Below are 23,092 nucleotides of genomic sequence, written 5' to 3' on the forward strand. Positions count from 1 at the left end.
CGTCAGGTTCGGCCGGAGAAGGCTGCGGCGGCGCGGATCATGCCGCAGTTTTCTCCACCGAATCGAACGGTTGCCCGGCGCGCGATGCCATCGTACGCAATATGCTGAGTGCAACATCATCCGTGGAGTCATCCACACGACCGATCATCAGACCAGCGAAAGGCGGCAGGCCATGACGATTGCCTTTCTGGAACCCTCGCGACAGTTCCATCTGCGCAACCGATACGTCAGCTACGTATTGCGCGTGCTGGAGGGCGGCGAGCTCAATCATCTGTACTTCGGCGCGCGACTCAGGGACGACGGTCCGCTGACCGACCTGCAGGAGATTCTGTTCCGTGACATGCTCGCCGTCAGCGATGACCGCGGACTGCTGTCGCTCGAACAGATCAGACAGGAATACCCGGTGACCGGGTCGGGCGACCTGCGCCCGTGCGCGCTGACCGTGTGCGACGAGCGCGGCTCGCACGTCGCCCGGCTCACCTATGCCGGACACACGATCGTCAACGGCAAGCCGGCCATCCAAGGGATGCCATCCACCTACGTCGAGGATACGGGCGAGGCGCAGACGCTGGAGATCATCCTGCGCGACGATGCGCTGGGATTGCAGGTCGTGCTCCGGTACTCGATCTACGAGGACCTGCCGGTGATTACCCGCAGTGTGCGTCTGGAGAACGTGGGAGCCCATCGGCTTGCCATCGAATCGGCATACAGCTGCTCGCTGGACCTGCCGGACGCGGAGTGGGACATGCTCACGCTCACCAACGCGTGGTCGCGCGAATGCGAAGCGACCCGCGTGCCGCTGCGCGTCGGCGGACAGCGCGTTTCCAGCCTCGACGGACGCAGCAGCCAGCACGCCAACCCGTTCGTGATGCTCGCCCGTCCCAGCACCGACGAGCTGCACGGCGAGGCGATCGGCATGAGTCTGGCCTACAGCGGCAACTTCAACATCGAGGCGACCGTCAGTTCGTTCAACGGCGTGCGCCTGCGCGCCGGCATCAACCACGAGCTGTTCCGCTGGCGGCTAGGGCCGGGGGAGTCCTTCCAGACCCCGGAGGCGATCGTCGCGTATTCCGACCACGGACTGAGCGCGCTGAGCCAGACCTTCCACACGCTGCTGCGCACCCGCATGGCGCGCGGCCCGTGGCGCGACCGGCGCAGCCCCGTGGCGCTCAACACCTACGAGGCGCTGTACATGCATGTGGACGAGCGAAGCGTGATGGAGCTCGCCGACCAAGCCGCGGATCTCGGCATGGAACTGGTCGTGGTGGACGACGGCTGGTTCGGCCACCGCGACTGGGACGATTCGTCCATCGGCGACTGGACGCCGGACACGGACAAGTTCCCGCGCGGGCTCAAGCCCGTGGCCGACCACATCCACGGGCTCGGCCTCAAGTTCGGCCTGTGGTTCGAGCCGGAGATGGTCAACCCCGATTCCGACCTGTACCGGGCCCACCCTGACTGGGCGCTCGGCGACGCCACGCGCGAGCTGAGCATCGGACGTCACCAGTACGTGCTCGACCTGACGCGCGACGAGGTGCGCGACCACATCCTCGACACAATGTCGGCGGTGATCGCGGACAACGACGTGGACTACATCAAATGGAACATGAACCGTTCACTCTCCGAGGTGTTCTCCGCCGCGTGGCCCGCCGACCGGCAGGGCGAGATCTACCACCGGTACGTGCTCGGCTACTACGACCTGCTGTCCCGACTGCTCGAACGGTTCCCCGAACTGCTCATCGAGGCCAGCGCGGGCGGCGGCGGACGTCTCGACCCGGCCGTGCTCGCATACTGCCCGCAGTACTGGATCTCCGACTGCACCGACGCCATGGAACGCGTCAAAATCCAGTACGGCACATCGCTCGCCTACCCGCTCGGGGTGATGTCGAACCACATCACCCCGGTGCCCAACGCGCAGACCGGCCGGTCGGCGTCGCTCAAGACCCGGGGCGACGTGGCCCTGTTCGGCGTGTTCGGCTACGAGCTCGACCCGCGCGCCTGCACCGAGGAGGAGCGGCGTACAATCCGCGGGCAGATCGCGCTGGCCAAGGAATATGCGGAACTTATACGCTGCGGCGACTTCTACCGGCTGCTCGACCCGTTCCGCTCCCGCACGGCCTCCTCGCCGACGGATGTGGCGTGGATCGTGGTCTCGCGCAACCGGCGCGAGGCGCTGGCCGGGTACTACCGCAACCGTGTGGGCGTCAACGTGCCGGTGCGGTATCTGCGGCTCACCGGGCTTGATGAGAGCGTGCGGTACGCGGTCGATGAGATCGGCTTCGACGTGGAGCGCCGGCCGCGCTACGGCGACGAGCTACAGCGGGTGGGACTGGCGATGACCGACGGGTCGAACAGCCAGCTGCATCCGCGGGTGCCGCTCGGCGACAACCTCTCGCGCATCTTCCACCTGCACGCCATCGAGGAGTAGCGGGCGAGAGGTGCGGACGCGTGGGTCGCGGGCGAGGTGTGCGGGCGGCTGGGTGCATACGAGGCGGTCGGTCGCCGGCCCGGTGCGCCGCGTACGGACGCGGTCTGGAGTACGGCGCCCGCTGTGATGTGCGGCGATTCAGGAATTAAAGCTAGTCAAGGCAATCCGATGGGAAAGGAGTACTGATGTTCAGCATTCTCGACATGTTCAAGATCGGCGTGGGGCCAAGCTCCTCGCATACGGTGGGCCCGATGTGCGCGGCCCACGCCTTCGCGGAGTCGCTGAAGGACGGCGGCCTGCTCGAGCGCGTGGCCCGCGTGCGCAGCACCCTGTACGGCTCGCTCGCGCTGACCGGCATGGGCCACGGCACCGACCGCGCCACCGTTGCAGGTCTTGAGGGCAACCTGCCCGCCACCGTGGACACCCACCATGTACTCACCATCAAGCAGGAGTGCGAACGCACCGGAAAGCTCATGCTCGACGGCACGCACGAGATCGACTTCGACTACGAGCACGACGTGGCGTTCGAACTGTGGCAGCGCATGGCCGCGCACCCCAACGGCATGCGGTTCCAGGCGTTCGACGCCGCCGGCAACCTCGTTGACGAGCAGGTCTGGTATTCGATCGGCGGTGGCTTCATCCGCAAAGGCCACCCGGACGACCTCATGATCGGCATCCACGACCGTCCGCCGGAGGGCACCGCGTTCGCCGACGAGGACGAGTCCGCCACCGACTTCGGCCCGCAGGTGCCCTACGATTTCACCTCGGGCGACGAACTGCTCGAGATCTGCAAGCGCGAGCACATGCCCATCGCCGACGTGGTGTGGGCCAACGAGATTGCGATGCGGCCGGCCGAGCAGGTGCGCGCCGATCTTCTGCGCGTGTGGCAGGTGATGCGCGAGTGTGTGACCAATGGCTGTACGAGTGAGATGAAGACGTTGCCGGGCGGTCTTGACGTGCCGCGCCGCGCGCCGAAGATGTACTCCCGGCTCGCCTCCAACAGCGACCTGCTCAACCGTCGCCGCCGGGTGGATGCGGTGCTCGAATCCTCGGACGCCGCATGGGTGGACCTGTTCGCGCTGGCCGTCTCCGAGGAGAACGCGGGCGGCGGCCGCATCGTCACCGCGCCGACCAACGGGTCGGCCGGCATCATCCCGGCTGTGCTGGAATACTACTGGCATTTCGTGGATTCGGCCGACGAGGACGGCATCGTGACGTTCCTGCTCACCGCCGGTGCCATCGGATACCTGTTCAAGCGCAACGCCTCCATCTCCGGCGCCGAGGTCGGCTGCCAGGGCGAGGTTGGCTCGGCCTGTTCGATGGCCGCCGCCGGCCTGTGCGCGGTGATGGGTGGCACTGTGGCGCAGGTGGAGAACGCGGCCGAGATCGGCATCGAACACAATCTGGGCCTGACCTGCGACCCGGTGAGCGGACTCGTGCAGATTCCCTGCATCGAACGCAACGCCATGGCAGCCAACACCGCCATCAACGCGGTGCGCATGGCCATGCTCGGTGACGGCTCGCACATCGTCACCCTCGACCAGGCCATCAAGACCATGAAGGACACCGGCGAGGACATGATGGCCAAGTACAAGGAGACCTCCCAGGGCGGGCTCGCCGTCAACGTGGTCGAGTGCTGAGGGCTTATACTTCGGCTCCCCTCGCTTCGACTCCCCTCTCTCAGGGGAGCCGTCAGCATAGCCGACTGAGGGGAGCGGAAAGCCCGGTAATCACCCCACTCGTACCCCTATTACCCGAATCGGGAAGAATCTTCCACCTAAAACAGGGGTTCCTGCACATATTCGCGATTCCCGCGTGGGTATTTTGACGGGAAATCCCGTGAATCAGGCAAACATCAGGTAAGAGGGGAACCGAATATGACCGATGAACAGTACTCCTACGAAAACGCGATTCGCGAGTTCGTCTACATCGAACTGCCGTTCGACGGCGATGCTGATGGACGCAACGATCTGGTGCGCGCGGACATCATCCGCCCGCGCGAACTGGACGGCGTCGAAAAGATCCCGGCCATCATGGACCCGAGCCCGTACTACTCGCTCTACCCGCGTCACGGCGAGATGATCGAGTACGCGCACCCGGAGGACAAGTGGAACAGCCCGCTCAAGCAGTTCACCTTCTTCTTCGACAACTACTTCGTGCCTCGCGGCTACGCGGTCATCCTGCTGAGCACGTCCGGCACGTCGCTGTCCGAGGGATTCTGCGACATCGGCGGCCCGAAGGACGTGGCCTCCGCCAACGCGGTGGTCGACTGGCTCAACGGACGTGCCAAGGGATACCTGACCCGCGACCGCCGCACGCCGGACAACGAGGTGAAGGCCGACTGGGCGTCCGGTCTGGTCGGCGCGATCGGCAAGTCCTACGACGGCTCGGTGCCCAACGGCATGGCCGCCACCGGCATCGACGGGCTTAGGACCATCGTGCCGATCTCCGCGATCTCCAGCCAGTACGACTGGTACCATCCGCAGGGCACGCTGCTCAACGGCGACGATGCGGACGGCGGCTGGTGGGAGCCGGACAACTTCGCCGCCAGCCTGCAATCGCCCGCCGAAGGCCGTCTCCAGCGGTTCAACACCAAGGGCGGCTGGCAGCGCCTGCACGACGGCTCGGACAAGAAGCACCGCAGCTACAACGAGTTCTGGGCCGAGCGCGACTATCGCTCGCATGTGGACCGGTACAAGGCGAGCGTGTTCATCGTGCACGGCGTCAACGACCTCAACGTGATGATGAACCAGGTGGGCACCTACTGGAAGGCGCTGGGGGAGTACGGCGTGCCCCGCAAGATCTGGCTGCATCAGTACGCACATGACGACCCGTTCGACGTGCGCCACGACGCATGGCTCACGACGTTGGAGCGTTGGTTCGACTACTGGCTCAAGGGCATCGACAACGGCATCATGGACGAGCCCGAGGCCTCCATCGAGGACCCGGACGGCAACTGGCACGAGTACCCGAGCTGGCCCGTGCCGGGTGCGACCGACCACACGTTCGGCGTGGCCGGCGGCGAGGACGCGCGGCTGGGTGCGCTGGACACGTTGGACGCGCTGGGCGCATTGGATGGTGCCGGGGACGAGGCTACGTCGTCGGCTGCGTCGGCTTTGACTGGCGTGGCGGCGTCGGGCGTGACTGGCGTGGCGGCTGATGAGGTCTTGGCGGACGTGGCGTCGGCGTCGGTGCCGGCGGATCCCGACGAGCCCGCACACGTCGCAGTCATCAAGGGCGCGCGCATTCCGGAGCTCACGCGCCTTGCCGAATCCGCCAAGGCACACGACGACCGCCTGCTGTACGTCGGCGAGCCGTTGGAGCGCGACTGGCATATCTCCGGCACCCCGCACATCAGCCTGCGCGTCAAGGCGTCCGCGCCCGACACCAACCTGTGCGCCTCGCTCATCGAATACGGCGAAGGCAACTACGTGCAGGTGAGCGAGGACATCCACGCCCTCGTGGAGCTCACCGAAAAGCGTCCGCCGGTGGGAGGCTACACCGATGACGACAAGGCGTCGTACGTGGTGTGCGTGCCGCGTAAGTCCCACGAGATGCAGAACATGGTCACCCGCGGCTGGATCGCCACCGCGCACAAGGATTCGTTCAGCGAGTTCACGCCCACGGCCGTGGACGAATGGTATGAGATTGGCTTCGACCTGCTGCCCACCGACTGGACCGTGCGCGCCGGCCACCGCCTCGCGCTCGCCATCTACAACAACTCGAAGCGCCTCGCTGCCGTGCCGCTCTCCGATTTCACCGTGGACCTCGATTCCATCCGCCTCACGGTGCCTTTCGTGGCTGCGTAGGTTGGGCTGGCCGGCACCGGTCTGTTTGCACGGTGACGGCCAACCTGGTCGGTGCCTCGCTGATTTGGTTGGTGCCGTTTATCCCGTCTCTTCCCCGTCTCCGATTTGCTCGGTCGCCTAGGCCTATTCGATCTCCGCAGCGGCCGTTTCCTACCAGAAGGCAGCCGTTTCCAGTAGAAACCGGCCGCTGAGGAGCCGGTGAGCGTCCGTTTTCTACCGAGAGTCATGCTCTTTCAGTAGAAAACAGCCACTGAAGAGCGAGTAAGCGTCCGTTTTCTACTGGAAGCGCATCTCTTCTGGTAGAAACCAGCCGCTGAGGAGTGAGTAAGCGTCCGTTTTCTGTCAGTAACACGTCGCTTCTGACGGAAAACGGCCGCAATCAGGCTTCTTAGCGTCCGGATTCTGTCAGGAATCCGCTGGTTCTGACCATTAACGGACGCCAAGAGGCGGTTTTGCGTCCGATTATGGTCAGGAGTCCCTCACTTCTGACAGAATCCGGACGCTGAAGAACCCACGGGGAACTCACGGGAGAAGACACCTACGGTTGGTGGATTTTTCTGAGGTGGAGTGGAGTTCTCTTCTGGAATCGGCTGGAAATGGCCATCGGCAATGAAAGTGGGCCGATTGCGTAACAATCGCGAACCTATACTCCCTGACCAAAGGTGGAGCGCGGTCCGGCTTTCGGGATCTCGCACATGGTGTTGTCAGACCTCTGCGCGACCGATGAGAAGAGCTGGCCGCGACGCCCCGCCGAGGAACAGGAAGGAAGACTCCCATGATTATCAGGCATAAGCGCATAGCCATGGTCTCGGCGGCCATGCTGTCCGTCACCATGCTGCTCGCCGGCTGCGGCACGGGCTCCAATGGCGGCGCGTCCGCAAGTGGCGGCGCGGGCGACAACATCATCACCATCTCCACGGTCGAACCGCAGAAGCCGCTCGTCCCCGGTAACACCTATGAGGCAGCCGGCGGCAACGTTAACGACATGCTCTTCTCCGGACTGATCGGCTTCAAGCCGGACGGCACCGCGGTCAACGAGGTGGCCGAGTCCATCACGCCGAATGCGGACAACACCAAGTTCGACATCGTGCTGAAGTCGGGGTGGAAGTTCACCGACGGCACGCCGGTCACCTCCGAAAGCTTCACCAAGGCGTGGAGCTACACGGCCAACGCCAAGAACGGCCAGCTGTGTGCCAGCTTCTTCTCAATGATCAAGGGTTACGACGATTTGCAAGACACCTCCAAGCTCAAGGGTGATGAGCAGCTGTCCGGCCTGCACGTCACCGACGACACGCACTTCAGCGTGGAGCTCAACGCCCCCAACTCGGTGTTCCCGGTGATCCTCGGTTATTCCGGCTACTACCCGGTGCCCGAATCCTTCTACAAGGACCCGGAGAAGTTCGGCAACAACCCGGTGGGCAACGGCCCGTACAAGTTCAAGTCGTGGGAGCACGGCCAGAGCATCGAGCTGGTGAAGAACCCCGACTACCGGGGCAACTTCAAGCCGAAGAACAACGGCCTGACCTTCAAGATCTACACGTCGAACAGCTCCTCATACGCCGATGTGCAGGGCGGCAACCTGGACGTCTCCGCCACCATCCCGCCCTCGGCCGTTAAGACCTTCCAGAAGGATTCTCGTCTCAACGCCTACAGCAAGCCGAGCTCCGGCATCGCCACGTTCACGATTCCGTCCACGCTTGAGCACTTCACCGGCGAGGAGGGCGTGCTGCGCCGTCAGGCCATCTCGATGTCTATCGACCGCAAGATGCTGTGCGACAAGCTGCTCGCCGGCACCGCCACGCCGGTCAAGGACTTCTCCGCCCCGCCGATCTCCGGCTACTCCGACAGCCTCAAGGGCAACGAGAACCTCGAATACAACCCGGACAAGGCCAAGGAGCTGTGGAAGCAGGCCGATGAGATCAACCCGTGGAGCGGCAAGTTCACCATCGCGTTCAGCACCGACGGCGACATGAAGCCCATCTACGATGCTGTGATCAACGAGATCAAGAACACGCTGGGCATCGACGCCGCCACCGCCCCGATGCCCACCGGCAACGAGTTCCACGAGGCCGTGACCGACCGCAAGATCAAGGGCGCGTTCCGCGCCGGCTGGCAGGCCGACTACCCGTCCATCGAGAACTACCTGACGCCGATCTTCTCGTCCGGTGCCGCGGACGGTAAGGGCTCGAACGACGGTGACTACAAGAACCCCGAGTTCGATGCACTGCTCGATCAGGCCGCGCAGGCCTCGGACGTGGACAAGGCGAACTCGCTGTACCAGCAGGCCGAGGAGATTCTGCTCAACGATCTGCCGCAGATTCCGTTGTACAACCAGAACGCGAATGCGGTCTTCGGCAAGAACGTGAAGAACGTGGAGCCCAACTGGAAGGGCGTGCCCACGTTCTTCGAGATCACCAAGGCGTGACGACGCTGATTCGACGGCACGGCAGGTGTGTGTAGCACACGGGCATCGCGTCGCAATACGAAACGGCTGGCAGGACCATTCGCAGTCCTGCCAGCCGTTTCATACCGTCGCTACCAATCAGGCCTTCCAGAAGCGTTTGACCACCATGATTCCGTCAGCCACGGCGAACGCGACGATTGCTGCGAGAGGGAAAAGCGCGGCCATCGGAGAAGCATAGAAATCGGCCACATCGATGTCTATCGCGCCGCGCAGATAGACGAACGACATCGACGGGACCAGCAGTAACGCTACAGCCTGCAATGCCAGAGCTGTCGCATACAGACCAAGATTGATTGCGAGCCGGTTGCCTGACAGCCGAAGCAAAACGACCGATATCGCAATTGCCGCAACTAGGCCAATGACAAACAACAATGCCGGAACGCCGTCCATTGATTCTCACTTCGTCAAGTGGCTATGCATTTGCTCCTTTCAGTATAGGAGAGAGAGTACAATTCTCATATTCGGCCGCCGGTCTCAGCCGAGGCTGATGGAGACCGGTCCGTCGGACACGGGGATGGTGAGGTCGCGCCCGCAGTGACGGCCGATGGTCAGAACGGCGTCGTTGTGGGTGAAGGCGCGCAGGGTGGCGCGGCCGTCAATCGCGTCGGTGACGTCGAGGGAGATGATGGTCCGGCCGGATTCGCATTCCTCGATGGTCGCACTGGCGTACCGGGCGCCGTCGAGCATCACATGGATGCGGTCGGCGGCGGACCGGATGAGATGGAACCGCCGGTTCACACCGTCGGTGGGCGTGATGTGGGTGATTCGGGTGCCGACGACGCCGCGCGTCATGAGACCGCTGGAAGCAGTGGTCGGGATACCGGTGGCATCCGTGCCTGTGATTCGGGTGCCGTCGCCGTCGCGCGTCACATTGATGCCGGCCTGATCATCATCCGACTGCGTGCCGCCGTATACCACGCGCCCGAAATCCGGGTCGTCGGCCACGACCGTTGCGGCGCCGCGCAAGTAGCCGCAATAGCCGAGATCGGTCTCGCAGCCGTAGATCCAATAACCACGGTCAGCGGGCTGGCCGAGCCAGGTGGTGGCGTAGGGGAGCGGCTCGAACCCGCCGCTGGAGGCGCCTTGGTTCTCGGCGCCCGGGAACCAGTATCCGTACCCGCTCTCCTTATCGCCGGCGTTGATTAGTGCCCACGAGCTCAGCAGCGACGCCGAGGCGAGCCGCAGCAGCCCGAACGGCGAACCGTCCGCGTACAAGGCGTCCTGCAGCAGCGACCAGCCGCCCATCTGCGACATGTAACTCAACGTGTACTGCATCGTGTCGTTGCGGATGTCGGAACCGGTGACGTAATAGCCGTTCTCCAGCCATCCTCGGCAGGCGATGTTGCAGGCGCGCTGGTAGCGGTCGAACCGCTCCACGTCGCCGGCGCGGTACGAGGTCGCGGACCGTCCGTCCGTGTTCCACACGCGCATCGCATGGCCGCGCCCCCAGTCCACCACGGCCTGCGTGGTCTCGAACCCGGTGGTATCGAAGGCGTATTCGGAGCCGAACAGGTCCTTGGCCTGCCGGATGAGGAAGTCGGCCTTGTGGTTCCAGTACGCCTCCAGCTGGGCGGCGTGTACCGGCTCGCACTCGGCGCGCAGCGCATCGATCACGTCGGCGATGACCAGCTCGTTGTAGTAGCCGGTCTTGTACGGCGACGTATTGTCCAGTTTCGACTCGTAGTCGTAGCCGACCTCGTCCGGATACCGGTACATCGCCGTGAACGTGCCCCACGCGCGTTTGAGGTATTCGCGTGCCGGCAGTGCGGTCCATTCCGGTTTGCGCACGGCGATCCGGTACATCATGAACCAGGTGAGCGCCACATGCGGGTAGTCCCACAGACGTCCGATATGCAGCTGCTCGTTGCCGTTGAGCCCGCGATGGTCGCGCAGGTTCCTCCAGTCCGGCACGCCGTAGACGCCGTACGGCCACTCCTCCTCATCGGTGCGTTGCAGCCCGCCCCACACGAACGAGCCGAGATACCGGTCGAGCGCCCGCACCTCGTCCTCGACCGGGTGCTCGGCGTTCTTCGCCGCGAGGAACGCCGGCTTGGCAAGGCCCGGGTCGTCGCAGGTGACCTCGTAGATGCGCCAGCCCTTGATCTCGTCGTAGTTGTCCGGGTTGAGCAGCGCGCCGGTCTTCGTGTTGCGCTCCTGCAGCAGGCCGTCATACCACTTGTCCGGTGCGTCGGCCTGGCAGCGTCGCAGATAATCGGCACGCGAATCGATGAGCTCGCCGACCGGCAACGTGGCGAACAGCTCCAGATAGCCAGCGCGGCCGTCGCCGTAACGCAACGTCAGCAGGTTCTCGCCGAGCCGGTCGAGCCGCACGCCGTAGATGCGGCGGAACACGCCGTGACGTCCGTGGCGATTCCCGTCGTCGCCCGTGCCGTTACGGTCACCTGTGCCTGCGTAACGGCTTGCGGCCCCGTCACCCGAACCCGCATCGATCGCGCAATCCTCGACCAGCCGAATCGCGGTCTCGTCTGGATGCTCGGCGGTGAGCGTGACGTCCGCATACCGTGAGTCGATCTTGATGAGCGCCTCGGTGCCGCGCGGAAGCGTATAGCCGGGCACCACCTGCACATCAAGCTTGCCATGGGCGATCAGTTCGCGTCGCGCCTCGGCGTATCCGCCCACCCAGAGCAGGTCGAGGCCGAACGCACGCCGTTCGCCGGGCGCCAGGGTCAGCGAGCTGGTCGGCAGACGCCAGCGCCCGCCCTCATGGGTGCGGGCTTCGGCCGCCGCCGCGTCGCCATGCATGTGGATGCGGTACACCTCACGGGTCTCGTCGTCGCGCGTCTGCTGCTTGCCGAGATCGAACAGTTCCCAGCGCACGCCGTCCGCGGGGATGCCCAGCAGATACGGCGGCTTGCCGTCGGAGGGCGTGGCCAGCATGAACGAGTTGTCGCCGGCCACCTGTGTGTGGCGGATCATGCGCTGCGCGGCGTCCACGCCCCACGCCATGCGGCTGTTCAGCGGCACGGCCATGCTCACATCGGTCAGGGTCAGCGGTTCGCCGCCCGTGTTGGCGAGCGAGACCGTCGCGTGCAGCGTGCGGCCGTCCAGCCGGAACGACAAGGTTGCCTGAAGCGGCCCGTCGCGGAACACGGCGTCGCCATCCGCGCCGAGATAGCCATTCAGGCCGGCCGTCGAGAACGTGCGATCGTTGTCATACGTGATGGTGACATCGCCGAAGCCCATGTCCGGATCGATGGCCTCGATACCGCCGGCCGGCGTGGTCAGCGAGGCGAGGCGGCCGTCCGTGATGACCGCCGACTGGTAGCCGTTGGTCAGGTCGTGGCTCGCGTGGATGGATTTCGGGTCGTCCAGCAGGAAGTGATAGAGCGAATCCATGCCGTTCGCGCCGTCCTCGAAACCGCGCGGCGTCTGCGCGAATCGCACGAGGAAGGACGCGATGTCGTTCTCGCTCGATGCAAACGTGAGCAGTATGGTGAACGATTCGGCCCGGCCCGGTGCGAGCGTGAGCGTAAGGGCCGGCTCATGCCAGTGTGTATTCGAGTATTCCGGTGCGCCGCGCCGGCCTGCGGAACGCAGATAGCAACGGTATGCGGACGGGCTCACCGGCTCCACCAGCTCGAACTGCGTGGTGTCATACGGCATGACCAGCAGACGGAAGTCGCGCTGGCCGGCGTAGGGCAGCAGCAGGAAGGCGTCGGGGGAGTCCAGCGGGGTCGGCCGGTCGTCGAGATGGGTGATGGATGACGGGTCGTGTGCCGTGTGAATACCGGATGCGTTGACTCCGGCGACTAAGTTGCGGGAGGCGGGGTCAACGGGGAAGTGTGCGTTCGAGGCCGTACGGGCGACGCCGAAGTCGACATACAGATCATCAAGCGTGACCGGTGCATCACCGTCGTTGCGCACGGTGACCGTGAGGCTGGCGTAGACATCGTCCGTCGCGCCGTCGATGGCAACCGTCACGCCAATGCCGTGCGCATCGGGCTGGCCGGTCAGGGTTCCGGTCGTGACGCGCGAGCCCGACGCCTTGACGCACACGGCTCCCACAGTGATCGGGGTCAGCGGGCAGGCCGTGCCATGGGGGTCGGTCAGCGTGAAGCGGCCATCGTCGTTGATGATCTGCATGGTGTTCTCCTTTACGGATTACGGACGGATTACGGACGTCGATATGGAATCGGCTCTCCTCCGAAGAGGAGAGCCTGATGTGGCACAACCGTTCGATGCGCCTGCGGACAATCCGCCGGATTACTCGCTCGGTGTCTGTCCCTCACCTGAGAGGGGCAGACACCGGCAGGGCGGATGCGGCGAATCACTTCACGCGCACGTAGGCGTGGTAGTGCTCGAACTCGATCTGCTCAAGCGGCACGAACTTCAGGCCGGTGGCCTGATGCGTGAAGGTGAGCGTACCGGGTTCGCGCACGAACGCGGCGTCCGGGTCGGACTCGTCCACCGGCACGTCCAGGTACTTGGTCTCGTCGCTCAGGGCGGCGAGCACGTACGGGCCCCAGGCCACGGCCGCCAGCTCCGGACGGTCCGGGGTGGGGAACAGATGCATGTGCGGCTCGAAGTCAAGCTCGATGCGCGCGCCGTCGAAGGTGTCGAGGCCGAGCTCGTCGGCGGCGAACGCCAGCTCACCGGAATCCGTGCGGGCGGCCTCCACCACGATGGACTCCACGGCCTCGCCGTTCACGCTCACCGCGACCTTGCCGTCCACGCTCCAACCCGGCACGCGCAGGCGCAGCGTCTTCTTGGCCAGATGCTCCACGTCGATGGTCACATGCTCGGGCTTGACGTCCTCCACGCTCACCGTGAGCTTCGCGGCCTCGTCGTCCAGCGTGCCGTTGAGGTACAGGCGCACGTACAGCGCGTCGGCGTCCGTGTAATAGGCGCCTTCCGCGTAGTAGAAGTGCGATTCCAGACCGGTGCCGTGGCAGCAGCTGTTCTCCACGTCGAAGCTCTTCTGGCCACCCGGCTGCGTCTGGAAGAAGTACAGGCTGCCGCCCTCGGGCACCTGGTCGGTGGACGCCGCGATGTGGTTGACCGTGGTGCGCTCGTAGTAGTCGCCGAACTTGGCGTCCTCCGGGAAGTAGCGGTACAGCTCGGCGGAGAGCTTGAGCATGTTGTACGAGGCGCAGCTTTCCGCGGTATTGTCGAAGATCAGGTTGCCGATCTCGTCGGGCTGGTGGAACATCTCGCCCTGACCGGTGCCGCCCAGCGCGTAGATGTGGTGGCCGAGCACCGAGTCGTAGAAGAACTTCGCCTGGTCGAGGTAGTACGGCACGCCGGTGGCCTCGAACAGCTTGACCGAGCCGATCACCTGTGGGATGTGCTGGTTGGCGTGCATGCCGCCCAGCGAGTCCACATGTTGGCGCATCGGCACCATGAGGCGGTCGTTGTCGAACAGGCGGGCCGCGGCCAGATGCTTCGGCTCGTGGGTCAGGGCGTACAGGTTGGCGAGCGATTCGTTCATGCCGCCGAACTCGCCGGCGATGTACATGCTCCACATGTTCTGCAGCTGCTCGTGCGGCAGCTTGGACAGGCGGTCGTAGGTCCAGTCGCCCACCTTGGAGGCTACGTCGAGTGCGGTCTGGTTGCCCGCGTAGTTGTAGGCGTCGATCAGGCCGGCGAGGATCTTGTGCAGCGTGTAGTACGGCGCCCAGATGGTCGGGTAGGGAGCGTACTCCTGCAGCTTGTCGAACTGGAATTCGGAGTAGGCGGACAGGAAGCCGGGGTGGATGCCCTCCTTGCCCTCGAAGGCGTCCTGCACTTCGGCAAGCGAGGCGACCACGTAGTCGAGCTTCGACTTGATGGTCTCGTCGCCGCTGGCCGCATAGGCCAGGGCCAGCGCGGAGAGGTAGTGTCCGGTGGTGTGGCCGCGCAGCAGGGAGTCCGGCGCGTCCCAGCCGATCATGTCCGGTGCGCCCTTGGTGTCGAGGCCGGCGGCACGACGGAATTCGACGAGCATCTGGTCATCGTCCACGGTACGCAGGAACTCCAGACGGCGGGCCTGGTTGCGGGCGAGGAAGCCGTCGCCGGTCAGACGGACGTGGCTGATGGACACCGGGTTGACCTTGGCGGTGGCGTCCACCGGGGCCTGTGGGTCCTCGGTGTGCACATGCACGGTGGCGTGCGCGTCGATGGTGCTGCCGTCGATCAGGCCGTGGAACGACTCCTCGCCGGGCTCGCCCGCGGTGTGCTCCACGCCGTCGTCCCAGTTGATGCGCTGGGAGAGCAGGCGGTCGTCGTCGGTGCGCACGGCGGCGAACATCGGCAGCTCGAACGTGGAGCCGGCCTTGACGTCGAGTTCGATGGGGAAGAACTCCTTGACCTTGATCTTGTTGGCCTGCTCGAGCACCTTGACGGTGAACTCGCGGGTCGCGGTCGCGTCCCCGTGGGTGAGCGTCGAGGTCAGCGTCACGTCGCGGTCGCCACGGCCGTATTCGGGCATGTGCACGGTGCCATCGGTCTGGATCCAGCGCTCGTCGCTGGTGGCCCAGGTGACCGTGGAGCCGTTCTTGCCCTCGGTGGGCAGGGTCAGGTCGAATTCGACGGTGCCGGTGTTGCCGATGTACAGCAGCTGCGCGTCGGTGTCGACGATCTGCTGGTCGGTGAGTGCGGTGTCGCTCATGATGTTCCTTTCGGTTGGATTGATGGGATGGTTACGGGTGTTGGTGGTTGGTGGCTTGGCTCCCCTCAGTCGCCTGCGACGACAGCTCCCCTCAGAGAAGGGAGCCAACCGACCGGGTTCGCGTTGCGGACGGTGAACCGGGACAGCTCCCCTCAGAGGGGATTACAGGGCGGTGAGGTGGAAGAGCCGGGAGAGGTTGTCGCCGCCGGGGATCTTCGAACGCCATTCGCCGGACGAGCCGTCGATGAACGTCAGGCCCACCTCCTCGAGCTCGTCGCCATAGCGCGGACGTCACGGATTCGTGTCGAAGCCGATCTCCTCGACCTGGTACTTGGCGGTGCGGTCGAGCCCGGCGAGCTTCAAGTGGAACGGCATGAGGTTCACGCCAACATGTGTGCGGTAGTAGCCCACCAGCGCCTCGCGACGGTCGGGGGAGACCACCATCCATGCGGCGTGCGTCATGCCGAACGCCGGCTCGAGCGCGAACGGGCTGATGAGGCGGTAGAAGTCGCCGGTGGCCACCAGCGAGGCGTACTTCTTATCCAATGCGATCTGCTCGCGGATGGCCTCGCGCTCGGCCTCGTCGGTCACCGTGCGCGGGTCGAGCTCGTAGCCGAACGTGCCGAAGTAGGCCACGTCCGCGCGGGTCTTGAGCGGCGAGATGCGGCCGGTCTGTGCGTTCGGCACGGCGGAGACGTGGTTGCTCATCATGCTCAGCGGATAGACGTAGGAGGTGCCATACTGGATCTTCACGCGTTCCATCGCGTCCGTGTCGTCGGAGGTCCACGCCTGCGGGGCGTAGGCGAGCACGCCCGGGTCGATGCGGCCGCCGCCCGAGCAGCACGATTCGATGAGCATTTCGGGGAAGTCGCGGTTGAGCCGACGCAGTAGCTCGTAGTAGCCGAGCACGAAGCGGTGGTACACCTCGCCTTGGCGTTCGGCCGGCAGCGTGGGGGAGTACACCTCGGAGAGCTGACGGTTCATGTCCCACTTGATGTAGTCGATGCCGCCCTCGCGGATGGTCTTCGACATGATGTCCTCGAGATAGTCGATGACCTCCGGGCGGGTCAGGTCGAGCAGATACTGGTGACGGCCCACGCTCAGCTCCACGTCCGGGTCGCCGAGCACCCAGTCGGGGTGCGTCTCGAAGAGCACGCTGTCGCGGCTGATCATCTCCGGCTCGAACCACAGGCCGAGCTTCAGGCCCAGCGCATGCACGCGCTCGCTCACCGGCTTGAGCCCGTTCGGGAACTTCGCCGGGTTGGCGAACCAGTCGCCCAGCGAGGTGTCGTCGTAGTTGCGGTGGCCGAACCAGCCGTCGTCGATCACCAGCATCTCGATGCCGAGGTCCTTGGCGCTTTCGGCCAGTTCCACGAGCTTGTCCTCGTCCATCTTCATGTAGATGGCCTCCCAGGTGTTCACCACGATCGGGCGGCGACGGTCGCGCCACGGGCCGCGGGCCATGCGCGTGCGATACAGCCTGTGGTAGGTGCGGCTCAGGGCGCCAAGGCCGTCGGTGGAGTAGGCGAGCACGGTCTCCGGCAGCTGCAGGGATTCGCCGGGCTCCAGACGCCAGCGGAACAGCTCCGGATTAATGCCGATGCGCAGGCGTGTGCGCAGGTAGCTGTCCACATGCACGTCGGCATCGAAGTTGCCGCTGTAGACCAGCGAGGCGCCGATCGCCGCGCCGTGGGTTTCGGTCGCGTCCGGACGGGCGAGCACGAGGAACGGGTTGGCGCGATGGCTGGTGTGGCCGTTGAGACTGGCCACGCCCTGATGGCCGGGACGCAGGTGCGCGCGGGTCGGCGTGCCTTCGCGTCCCCATTCGCCGGTCAGGGTGATGAGATCCCAATCGCTGTCCGTGAGGTCGAGGTCGGCGCTGTAAGCGGCGTCCACATCGACCGGCTTGCCGTACCCCTTGCCGGTGTTGGTGACCTTCACGCTGCGGGCGATGGCCGGGAAGTCGGCGAACAGCGTGTACAGCAGCGTCACCTCGATGCCGAGGCGGGCGTCTTCAAGCGTGATCGCGAGGGTCTGCGCCTCGCCGTCGTCCTCGGTGTAGGTGGAGGACAGGCCCTCGAGCTCCGGCTTGCCCTCCGTGATCGTGTAGCCGGTGTAGAGCGGACGAATCACATGAGAGCCACGCGTGTCGGTGATGGCCAGCGCGGTCGGGTTGAGGTCGCCCGAGCCGGCGGCCGGATACTCCAGATGCTCGTCCTCGATGGAATAGGCGTCCGCGGCGTCGCGGGTGAGCAGGCCTTGGCTCGGCGGGGTCTTGAGATCCGCCAGGTCGCCATCATCGGTGAGCCTGGGGCCGAAGTACACATGGCTGAGCTCGCCACCCGGCAACACCCGCATCACATAGCTGATGGAGTCGTTGCGCAGGTGGAATTGCCTGGCCTGCTCGTTGAACTGGATGGTCATTTGGTCCCTCCTTGATTGGAGTGAAGGGCTGTGATGCCATGGGGTGGTGTATGGGCGAAACCGTGGCATCCATGCCAAATCGTTGCCCTCAGTGTATGGGGAAACGATTCGCACCCGCACTCGCCACTCCTGCGATTAGGTGGAGAAATCTTCGGGGGTCCGAGGAAGGCTCTGCCGGGCGGTGTCGCGGTGTCGCGGTGCGGAACAAGCGCAATGGGAGGTGTGTGACGATCGTCGCGGTCGTCGCGGAACCTGGGTTGACGAATCCTCATGTAACGGCAATGTTTCGTTCATCCCGGTACGCATGAATATCCACTTTTTTCGTGAAAAGTGTACCCGGTATTAGGAAAGCATCAGTTTACCGTTGAAGCCAGCGCAGAGGTTCGCGCAATTACACATCCATTAATCGAATACGCATGTATTCCGCATATCCGGCTCCTCATACAAGGAGGTACGCAATGGCTGAAACGAAACAATCCGATGATGCCGCCGAAGGCATCGTCCTCGACGAAGACGGACAGAAGGTGACGACGGCCGAAGAGCAGGAATTAGAGAACATTCGCAACGACCACTCCTTCCTCGGCTATCCGAAGGGCATCGCCCCGCTGACCGCCAGCAACTTTTTCAACTCGATCTGCTGGGCCTCGTACAACGCGGTCCTGCTGTTCTACCTGTACAAGCCGTGGACGGAGGGTCTGGGCTTCACCCAGGGCGAGGCCGCCCAGCTCATCGCCTCCGTGGCCGCCATCAACTCGGTGTTCTCGATCGTCGGTTCGTGGCTGGGCGATCGTGTGTTCGGCGCGCGCAAGGCCATCGTGATCGGCAACATCATGAAGGGCATCTCCTGTGGCCTGCTTGCCCTGCCGGCGTTCTCCCTGAGCCAGGGCCGTGTGTTCGCCATCGTCGGCATGGTCCTCATGAACCTGCCGATCATGGGCGCCTCGAGCGCCGCGTTGACCGGCCTGCTGTTCCACCGCAAGGACAGCCGTCGTGACGGCGCGTTCTCGATGTTCACCATCGCCAACAACATCGCCGGCTTCATCACCCCGGTCATCGCCGCGCAGCTGGGCCTTATCAACTATCACTGGGGCTTCCTCATCGGTTCGATCGCCGCGTTCATCATCGCCGCCTGCATCGGTCTGCCGGGCAAGCGCGTGTTCGGTTCGATCGGTTCCAAGCCGTCCCGCCCGCTGAGCGAGGCAGAAAAGAAGAAGTACGGCTTCGGCGCGCTCATCGTCGTCGCGGTGATTGCGGCGGCCATCGCCATCGCCGTGGGCGCCGGCAAGGCCTCCATCGGCACGCTGGCCACCACCATCAGCTCGTTCACCTTCGTGATCGCCATCGTGTTCTTCGCGGTGATCTGGCGTTCGAAGCGTATTAAGGGCGTGGAGCGCCGCCGTCTGGGCGCGTTGTCCCCGATCATCATCATGCAGATCGTCATCGGCGTGGACTACCAGCTGCAGGGCACGACGTTGCTGATGTTCCTTGACCAGCGCATCAACCGCAACTTCTTCGGCATCGAGATCGCCCCCGGTTCGTTCAACACCATCGTGTCCATCTTCGCCTTGCTCGCCGGCATCTTCTACACATGGCTCATGGCCACCAAGTTCGGCAGCGAATGGAAGTCCGTGGACCGCATGTGCTTCGGCTTCGGCTTCTCCGGCGTGGCCAACCTGCTGCTCATCGTGCCGACCGTGGTGCTCTTCCCGCAGACCGCCAAGTACTCGGTGATCTGGCTGCTCATCTACTACGTGGTCGGCAACTTCGGTGGCTTCCCATACTGGGTCGCGGCCACGTCTCTGGTCGCCGCCGGCGCGCCGAAGTCCTACGAGGCACAGCTGCAGACGGGCTTCACGCTGTCCGCCGCCATCGGCACCGCCATTTCGCTGATCATCTTCGGCCAGCTCAAGACCCTGGACGCGCAGTTGCCGCTGTTCTGGATCATCGCCATCTTTGAGCTGGTGGTCACCGCAGGCGTCTTCCTGTTCCGCAACAAGATCCAGGACGCCATCATGGGCGACTGATCGCGGCATAGCCCGTTCTCGTCTCCCTGTTGTAGGAAGCCCTTTCCGCCGTATGCGGGAGGGGCTTCCTTTGTGTTTTACGGACATTTGCGATAGGTGTCACTCGTTTATCATGGCCCCGATGTCGGTGCTATCGAAGGATGAAACGGGGGAATCACTGGGATGCTTGCGTAACGGCCGTGGAACGGGGTGTATCACCGCTGTAACGCCGGGATTGCAACACCGACGGACAAAGGAATATCCACTTTATGCGATATTTGTTCACCGTGCCGTACCCCCGTTCTGCCTTACGTTATTGCTAACGCTTTCTTAACGGCGTGAAAAGACAAGGCTTACAGCCATCCTTTCAAGGAGGTAAGAAATGTCCGATCAGAAAACAACTGACAGCGTCAAAGACGACGGGACATTGATCGTGGACGAGGACGGCGAGAAGGTGACTTCCGCCGAGGAGAAGGAACTCAACGACCTACGCGCCGACCGCTCGTTCTTCGGATACCCGAAGGGCATCGCGTCGCTGGCCGCCGGCAACTTCTTCAACTCGATCTGCTGGGGCGCGTTCTTCGCGGTCCTCATCTACTATTTGTACACGCCATGGACCAAGGGTCTGGGCTTCACGCAGGGCGAGGCTGCCCAGCTGATCGCCGCGACCGGTGCCATCAATTCGATGTTCGGCATCGTCGGCTCTTGGCTTGCCGACCGTGTGTTCGGTGCCCGCAAGGCGCTGGTCATCGGCAACATCGTCAAGGGCCTGTCCTGCGCGATTCTCGCCCTTCCGGCGTTCTCGCTGAGCCAGGGCCGTGTGTTCGCCATCGTCGGCATGATTCTCATCAACCTGCCGATCATGGGCGCGTCGAACTACTCGCTGACGGGCCTGCTGTTCCATCGCAAGGACAGCCGTCGTGATGGTGCCTACGCCATGCACACCATCGCGAACAGCATCGCCGGTTTCATCACCCCGGTGATTGCCGCGCAGCTGGGCCTCATCAACTATCACTGGGGCTTCCTCATCGGTGCCATCGCCGCCTTCCTGTATGCGGCCGCCATCGGTCTGCCCGGCAAGGCGTTCTTCGGCTCCCTCGGTTCCAAGCCGTCCCGCCCGCTGTCCGACGCCGAGAAGAAGAAGTTCAGCCTGATCGCTCTCGCCGTCGTTGCGATTCTTGCTGCTGCGATCGGCATCGCGGTCGGTACCGGCAAGGCCACCATCGGCACGTTCGCCAGCACCGTCAGCTCCTTCACCTTCCTGGTCGCCATCGGTTTCTTCGTGGTCATCTGGCGTTCCAAGCGTATCAAGGGCACTGAGCGTCGTCGTCTCGGCGCAGTCACTCCGATCATTCTGATGCAGATTGTGATTGGCGTGGACTACCAGCTGCAGGGCACCACGCTGCTCATGTTCCTCGACCAGCGTATCGACCGCAACTTCTTCGGCATTGAGATCGCCCCTGGTTCGTTCAACACGTTCGTGGCCATCGTTGGTCTGCTTGCCGGCATCTTCTACAGCTGGCTGTGGGCCACCAAGATTGGTGCCAAGTGGAAGTCCATCGACCGCCTGTGGTTCGGTTTTGTCTTCTCCGGCATTGCGAACCTGCTGCTCATCGTGCCGACCGTGGTGCTCTTCCCGGGCACCGCGAAGTACTCGGTCATCTTCATGCTGATCTACTACGTCGTCAGTAATCTCGGTGGCTTCCCGTATGGCGTCGCCGCAGCATCGATGGTCGCCGCCGCGGCTCCGAAGTCCTACGAGACGCAGATGCAGACGGGCTTCACGCTGTCCGCCGCCATCGGCACCGCCATCTCGCTGATCATCTTCGGCAAGCTTCAGACGCTCGATATGCAGCTGCCGATGTTCTGGATCATCGCACTCCTCGAGATCGCCGTCTCCGTGTTGATCTTCCTGTTCCGCAACAAGATTCAGGCGGCCATCTGGGCCGAGTGAGCCGGGTCCTGAGACAGACCCGCCGACCGGCTTGCCGGTAGTTCCCATGGCGGCCGGTTGCCGGCCAAGGTACGTACAGGTCTATACCTGAACGTCAACTTCTCCACCTTGGCCCGCATCCGGCCGCCCTATTATTTTCAGCATCATCCTTGAAGCCGCCAACGGCTGGTTGACGTACGAAGGAGTCGTCATGAACACCACAACAGCAGCGCGGACAACGGTGTCCGACAGTAACGAATCCGATGGCCCTGTGAACGATGGCCATGAGATCGAACCGATTTCCGTCACCCTGATCGACGAGAACCATCTTGAGGTGCTCTGGCCTGCCGATATGGTCAACGCGGACCGCATCGATGTCTACCACCTCAACTTCCGCGGGGCGCCGATGCCGCTGTTCGTCTGGGACGACAGCATGGAATGGCAGAGCGGCACGTTGTACCAGAAGGAGATTCGCCGCACCACCGTGAGCCCCATCCGCCCGATGCGAGTCAAGGACTTCGACGACATCACCATCGGTTTCAGCGCGCCTCTGGCCGCCGCCGACGGAAGGCCGGTGACCGGCAGGACCTACCGTGCCCAGTACCACCCGTACTACACGCATTTCCAGCGCACCGCATCCGGCATCCTCATCAAATCCGGCAACGACGCCTCGCAGGAGGCCCGCGACAAGGCGGGCGAGATGGTCGATATCCTGCTGGTCAAGCTGCCCGAGGAGGCCAAGGTGATGACCAACTTCGGCGTCACCCTGAGCGTCTACGGACCCCACGAGGACGCTTTCGACGTGCCCGAACACCGCATGGGATACAAGGTCGCGCCCTACGCGGTCGCCGGGTACGGCGCATGCGAGGGCAATCCCGCGGCATCCATCGCCGAGACGAACGTGCTGCGCGTGCTTGACGGGCCGATCACGACCAAATACCGCCACGAATCAATCCTCGCCCACGAGTTCGCGCACGGCATCCACCTCATCGGCCTGAAGTTCGCGCACGGGGGAGAGCGGTACCGCCGCTTCGGCGAGCTCTATCGCCGAAGCAAGGAGGCCGGACTGTGGCCGGGCACCTACGCCATCAGCAACCACGAGGAGTTCTTCGCCACGCTCACCACCATCTGGTTCGACGTGATGGAGGAGAGCCCGGACGGCTCCTGGGAGGTGCGTGGCCCGGTGAACACCCGCGAGGAGCTGAAGCGGTATGACCCGGAAGCCTACGAGTTCATGGCCGAAATCTACCCCGAGACCCATTTCCCCGAACCGTGGGCGCACGGGCTCGACCGGTTCGACATCGACGGCACGCCGAAGGGCGGCGCCGGCAAGTAGATCAAGGCATGTCGTGCGCGCGATTCCGCGTCTAGGACGTAACAGAGCGTGTCGGTCGAATCTTTGGCCGACCTGATCACAAGCAGAA

General features: G+C 64.1%; 11 protein-coding genes. 7 read left to right on the forward strand and 4 right to left on the reverse strand.

Going from position 1 to position 23,092, the window contains the following annotated elements; all coding sequences use genetic code 11:
- The first annotated feature begins 172 nt into the window (after positions 1 to 172).
- The 4 genes from BG22_RS00370 (at position 173) to BG22_RS00385 (ending at position 8,662) form a co-directional block, all read left to right on the forward strand.
- Complete coding sequence (locus tag BG22_RS00370) at positions 173 to 2,428, forward strand: alpha-galactosidase (RefSeq protein ID WP_140492028.1); 2,256 nt, start codon at positions 173 to 175, stop codon at positions 2,426 to 2,428.
- Positions 2,429 to 2,613: 185 nt separating this feature from the next.
- Complete coding sequence (locus tag BG22_RS00375; protein WP_140492030.1) at positions 2,614 to 4,068, forward strand: L-serine ammonia-lyase; 1,455 nt, start codon at positions 2,614 to 2,616, stop codon at positions 4,066 to 4,068.
- Positions 4,069 to 4,305: 237 nt separating this feature from the next.
- Positions 4,306 to 6,237 carry a CocE/NonD family hydrolase gene (locus BG22_RS00380; RefSeq protein ID WP_140492033.1) on the forward strand — a complete coding sequence of 644 codons (1,932 nt, stop codon included), beginning with the start codon at positions 4,306 to 4,308 and terminating at the stop codon, positions 6,235 to 6,237.
- A gap of 775 nt (positions 6,238 to 7,012) precedes the next feature.
- Positions 7,013 to 8,662, forward strand: a complete 1,650-nt coding sequence (locus BG22_RS00385; RefSeq protein ID WP_140492036.1) for an ABC transporter substrate-binding protein — start codon at positions 7,013 to 7,015, stop codon at positions 8,660 to 8,662.
- A 117-nt stretch (positions 8,663 to 8,779) separates the two neighbouring features.
- Here BG22_RS00385 and BG22_RS00390 read toward each other — a convergent pair whose 3' ends face one another.
- The 4 genes from BG22_RS00390 to BG22_RS00405 form a co-directional block, all read right to left on the reverse strand.
- On the reverse strand, positions 8,780 to 9,091 hold the full coding sequence (locus BG22_RS00390) for a hypothetical protein (protein WP_140492039.1): 312 nt from the start codon (positions 9,089 to 9,091) through the stop codon (positions 8,780 to 8,782).
- An 84-nt stretch (positions 9,092 to 9,175) separates the two neighbouring features.
- Positions 9,176 to 12,805: a DUF5695 domain-containing protein gene (locus tag BG22_RS00395; RefSeq protein ID WP_140492042.1), complete on the reverse strand. Its 3,630-nt coding sequence runs from the start codon at positions 12,803 to 12,805 to the stop codon at positions 9,176 to 9,178.
- Positions 12,806 to 12,989: 184 nt separating this feature from the next.
- On the reverse strand, positions 12,990 to 15,308 hold the full coding sequence (locus BG22_RS00400) for a beta-L-arabinofuranosidase domain-containing protein (protein ID WP_140492045.1): 2,319 nt from the start codon (positions 15,306 to 15,308) through the stop codon (positions 12,990 to 12,992).
- 291 nt (positions 15,309 to 15,599) lie between these two features.
- The gene (locus BG22_RS00405; RefSeq protein WP_219846917.1) at positions 15,600 to 17,732 is read right to left on the reverse strand and encodes an alpha-galactosidase; all 2,133 of its coding nucleotides are present in this window, start codon (positions 17,730 to 17,732) and stop codon (positions 15,600 to 15,602) included.
- A 458-nt stretch (positions 17,733 to 18,190) separates the two neighbouring features.
- Between BG22_RS00405 and BG22_RS00410 the strand changes: the two genes are divergently transcribed.
- From BG22_RS00410 to BG22_RS00420, 3 genes are all read left to right on the forward strand, one after another.
- Positions 18,191 to 19,756, forward strand: a complete 1,566-nt coding sequence (locus tag BG22_RS00410) for an oligopeptide:H+ symporter (RefSeq protein ID WP_181163312.1) — start codon at positions 18,191 to 18,193, stop codon at positions 19,754 to 19,756.
- A gap of 361 nt (positions 19,757 to 20,117) precedes the next feature.
- Positions 20,118 to 21,689: an oligopeptide:H+ symporter gene (locus tag BG22_RS00415; protein ID WP_140492053.1), complete on the forward strand. Its 1,572-nt coding sequence runs from the start codon at positions 20,118 to 20,120 to the stop codon at positions 21,687 to 21,689.
- Between the two features lie 190 nt (positions 21,690 to 21,879).
- The gene (locus BG22_RS00420) at positions 21,880 to 23,004 is read left to right on the forward strand and encodes a hypothetical protein (protein ID WP_140492056.1); all 1,125 of its coding nucleotides are present in this window, start codon (positions 21,880 to 21,882) and stop codon (positions 23,002 to 23,004) included.
- The last annotated feature ends 88 nt before the right edge of the window (positions 23,005 to 23,092 follow it).

This window comes from Bifidobacterium sp. UTBIF-78 (genome assembly GCF_006408945.1).
GTDB classification, from domain to species: Bacteria; Actinomycetota; Actinomycetes; order Actinomycetales; family Bifidobacteriaceae; genus Bifidobacterium; species Bifidobacterium myosotis.

Coding starts and splice junctions, on each gene's coding strand:
- BG22_RS00385 (WP_140492036.1), top strand. CDS start 7,013: ATGATTATCAGGCATAAGCGCATAGCCATGGTCTCGGCGGCCATGCTG.
- BG22_RS00370 (WP_140492028.1), top strand. CDS start 173: ATGACGATTGCCTTTCTGGAACCCTCGCGACAGTTCCATCTGCGCAAC.
- BG22_RS00410 (WP_181163312.1), top strand. CDS start 18,191: ATGGCTGAAACGAAACAATCCGATGATGCCGCCGAAGGCATCGTCCTC.
- BG22_RS00400 (WP_140492045.1), bottom strand. CDS start 15,308: ATGAGCGACACCGCACTCACCGACCAGCAGATCGTCGACACCGACGCG.
- BG22_RS00420 (WP_140492056.1), top strand. CDS start 21,880: ATGAACACCACAACAGCAGCGCGGACAACGGTGTCCGACAGTAACGAA.
- BG22_RS00380 (WP_140492033.1), top strand. CDS start 4,306: ATGACCGATGAACAGTACTCCTACGAAAACGCGATTCGCGAGTTCGTC.
- BG22_RS00375 (WP_140492030.1), top strand. CDS start 2,614: ATGTTCAGCATTCTCGACATGTTCAAGATCGGCGTGGGGCCAAGCTCC.
- BG22_RS00415 (WP_140492053.1), top strand. CDS start 20,118: ATGTCCGATCAGAAAACAACTGACAGCGTCAAAGACGACGGGACATTG.
- BG22_RS00405 (WP_219846917.1), bottom strand. CDS start 17,732: ATGACCATCCAGTTCAACGAGCAGGCCAGGCAATTCCACCTGCGCAAC.
- BG22_RS00395 (WP_140492042.1), bottom strand. CDS start 12,805: ATGCAGATCATCAACGACGATGGCCGCTTCACGCTGACCGACCCCCAT.
- BG22_RS00390 (WP_140492039.1), bottom strand. CDS start 9,091: ATGGACGGCGTTCCGGCATTGTTGTTTGTCATTGGCCTAGTTGCGGCA.